General features: G+C 64.0%; 2 protein-coding genes and 1 riboswitch. Of the genes, one reads left to right on the forward strand and one right to left on the reverse strand.

Annotation, left to right across the window (positions count from 1 at the left end; genetic code table 11):
- Positions 1-113: 113 nt before the first annotated feature.
- Positions 114-334: riboswitch (cobalamin riboswitch) on the forward strand.
- 173 nt (positions 335-507) lie between these two features.
- A complete protein-coding gene (locus tag EBBID32_RS05575; RefSeq protein WP_037489043.1) occupies positions 508-2343 on the forward strand; it encodes a TonB-dependent receptor plug domain-containing protein in 1836 nt (611 codons plus the stop codon).
- Positions 2344-2380: 37 nt separating this feature from the next.
- Here the strand turns inward: EBBID32_RS05575 and EBBID32_RS05580 are convergent, their stop codons facing one another.
- A complete protein-coding gene (locus EBBID32_RS05580) occupies positions 2381-3196 on the reverse strand; it encodes an ABC transporter substrate-binding protein (RefSeq protein ID WP_006952212.1) in 816 nt (271 codons plus the stop codon).
- Positions 3197-3254 lie beyond the last annotated feature (58 nt).

Below are 3254 nucleotides of genomic sequence, written 5' to 3' on the forward strand. Positions count from 1 at the left end.
CCCCTCCACCACCAGCTTCGCTGGCGGTCCCCCTCCCCTTGCAGGGGAGGATTATTCTTGGCACCGCCCTGCCTTTCCCCTAGAGCGCGCCGCGTGAGGGGGGCTTGCTTCCCTTGCAGCTAGATCGCGCCGGTGCCCCGCAAGGGGCTTAAAATGGGAATGCGGTGCGGGCGTGCAAGCGCCCAATTCCGTGGCTGTCCCTGCAACTGTAAGCGGTGAGCATGATGCACGCGGGTCGCAAGACCCGGCCACTGGACAGCTTTTGTCTGGGAAGGTCCGTGCAGCATTGCCCTGACCCGCGAGCCAGGAGACCTGCCGGCGTCTGGTCGCTCTTGCCCTGATCCAGGGGATGGTCATGGCACGGTGGTTTTCCGTCGAGCGACGCTGTGCGGCCGGGGCCGCATCGTGCCGTGCGGCGGGGGCTGGCGTCATCCCGCATCATGGCGCGACCGCTTGGTTGCGGACGCCCCGGCCTTGAAGTCGCATCCGACGCTCAGGGCTTATATCATGGTAAAAACAGGCATTTCTCTTATCGCGCTGCTGGCGGCAACGCCCGCTCTGGCGCAGGACGATGATATCGTCGTCACCGCGTCCGGCATCGAACAGTCGCGCGACGAAGTGGGGCAGGCGATCACCGTCATCGACGCGCAGACCATCCAGACGCGGCAGGCGGTCGATGTGCTTGATCTGCTGGCGACGACGCCGGGCGTACGCTTCAACCGTAACGGTTCCACCGGCGGCGTGACCGGCGTGTCGCTGCGCGGCGCGGAAACGACGCAGACATTGGTGCTGATCGACGGGGTCAAGGTCAACGACCCCAGCGGCATCGGCGACGGCTATGATTTCGGCCATTTGCTGACCGGCAATATCAAGCGGATCGAGGTGCTGCGCGGCTCCAACTCGGTCGTCCATGGCAGCCAGGCGATCGGCGGCGTGGTCAACATCATGACCGGCGTTCCGGCGAACGGTTTCGGTGCCAATGCCTCGGTCGATTATGGCTATAGCGATACGGTGAACGCGAAAGCAGACGTGTCCGGCTCCAGCGGCATCGCCTCGGGCGGCGTCGGCGCGGCTTGGTTCCGCACCGATGGCATTTCCTCGGCCGTGGGCGGCACGGAAAAGGACGGCTATGAAAATATCGCTACCAACGCCCGTCTGAAACTGGCGTTCAGCGATACGCTCAGCCTCGACCTGCGCGGCTATTATATCCATGCCGACCTCGACTATGACAGCTTCTTCGGCGCCCCCGCCGACAGCAGCGATGTGAGCAAGCTCGATCAATATGTCGGCTATGCGGGCATCAATCTCGCCCTGCTGGACGGCAAGCTGACCAATCGCGCGGCGGTCACCTATCTGCGCAACGACCGCGATTATTATTTCGTGCGCGGCACTGGCCCGGACTATGGTTATTCGGGCACTAACCTGCGTTTTGACTATGAAGGCGTCTATACGCCGGTCGATCAGGCCAGGCTGGTGTTCGGCTATGAACATGAACGGCCCGATTATGATTTCTTCGGCTTCGGCAGCACGGCGACGGCACGGATCAATATCGACAGCGTCTATGCGCTGGCGATCGTCAAGCCCTTCACCGGCCTGTCCGTCACCGGTGGCGTGCGGCATGATGATCATAGCCAGTTCGGCGGTGCGACCACATTCGGCGCGAACGCCAACTACACGCCCAATGCGGGAGCGACCAATGTGCGGTTGAGCTATGGCGAGGGGTTCAAGGCACCCTCGCTCTATCAGCTATACGATATGTTCAGCGGCAACAGCGCGCTGCGCCCCGAACGGTCGAAAAGCTATGACATCGGCGTCGATCAGAGCCTGGACGGTGACCGGGCGATCCTGTCGGTCACCGCCTTCTTGCGGGATACCACCGACCAGATCAATTATGACAATGCGACCTTCAGCTACAGCAACCTCGACCGCACCCGCGCCAAGGGGGTGGAGGCCAGCATCGCGCTGAAGCCGGTGGACGCGCTGACCGTGACGGGTAGCTATAGCTATGTCGATGCGCGCGACCGGTCGGGCGGGATCAATGATGGCAACCGCCTGCCGCGCCGCGCGGTCAATGCGGTGAGCGTCTCGGCGGATTATGTCTGGTCCTTCGGTCTGTCGACGGGCGCTACGGTGACGATGGTGGGCGACAGTTTCGACAATGCGTCCAACACCCGTCGTCTGGACGGCTATGCGCTTGCCGGTTTGCGCGCCTCGCTGCCGCTGGGCGAGCATCTGGAAGTCTATGGCCGCATCGACAATCTGTTCGATGAAGCCTACGCCACCGCCTATGGCTATGGCGTCTATGGCCGCTCCGCCTTTGGCGGCGTGCGTGTCCGCTTCTGATATGGCACACGGGGGGACGGGCGCGCTGCCCGTCCCTTCACCTGCGCGCGTTCAACCGCGCCGTGATGGCCCGCGCCGCCTGCACATAGGCGGGGCCGCCGCATACCGTCCAGCTTTGCGGCAGGCTGATGCGCGGGATGTTTGTGATCGCGGGATGCTGGAGCATTTCGGTCCCCTGATCCACCACCGCTTCGCTGCCGCTTTCGACAATCAGCCAGTCGGGCCGCGCCGCGACCATCGCCTCCAGCGGCACCTGCGCCAGCGCGGGTTTGCCGAGTTTTGCGGCAAGGTTGGTCAGCCCCACCCGCCGCATCAAGTCATCGACCAGCGTGCCGGTGCCGGTCATATAGCCGCGCCGCTGATAATAGGCCGCGACCCCGCCACGCTTTGCTTTGGGCAGCGCCGCCAGATCGCGGTTCATCTGCGCGATCAGGCGCTCGCCGCGCTCAGCATGGCCAATCGCGCGCGCGACCTGCCGTATCTGGTCGAGGATCGCGCCATAGCTGTCCGCACTGGCCAGCCCCAGCGTCGTCCATTGCCCCGGCGGCGCACCCGCGATCATGTTCGGCCCGATGGGATAGCCCAATATCAGGTCGGGCCGGATCGCCAGCACCTCCTCCGAAGCGCGGCGAAGCACGCGATAGCTCCGCGCCTTGTCCGCCGCCGCCGACAATTCAGGATCGCGCGCATTGCTGCTGAGCGCGGCGATCTGCCCCTTGTCGGCCAGTGCGATCAGATATTGGTCGGCACACACATTGAGCGAGACTATGCGACGCGGCGTTGCGTTGGCGGCGCCGGTGAGCGTCAGGGCGGCCAGTGCGGTGATCACGGTCTTGACGGTCATAACCCACATTCTGAAATTTGCATGTTCCCCAACCTCAATCCTCCCCTGCAAGGGGAGGTGGCAGCAC

The sequence above is a fragment of the Sphingobium indicum BiD32 genome, from assembly GCF_000382885.1.
In the GTDB taxonomy this organism is placed as follows: domain Bacteria; phylum Pseudomonadota; class Alphaproteobacteria; order Sphingomonadales; family Sphingomonadaceae; genus Sphingobium; species Sphingobium japonicum_C.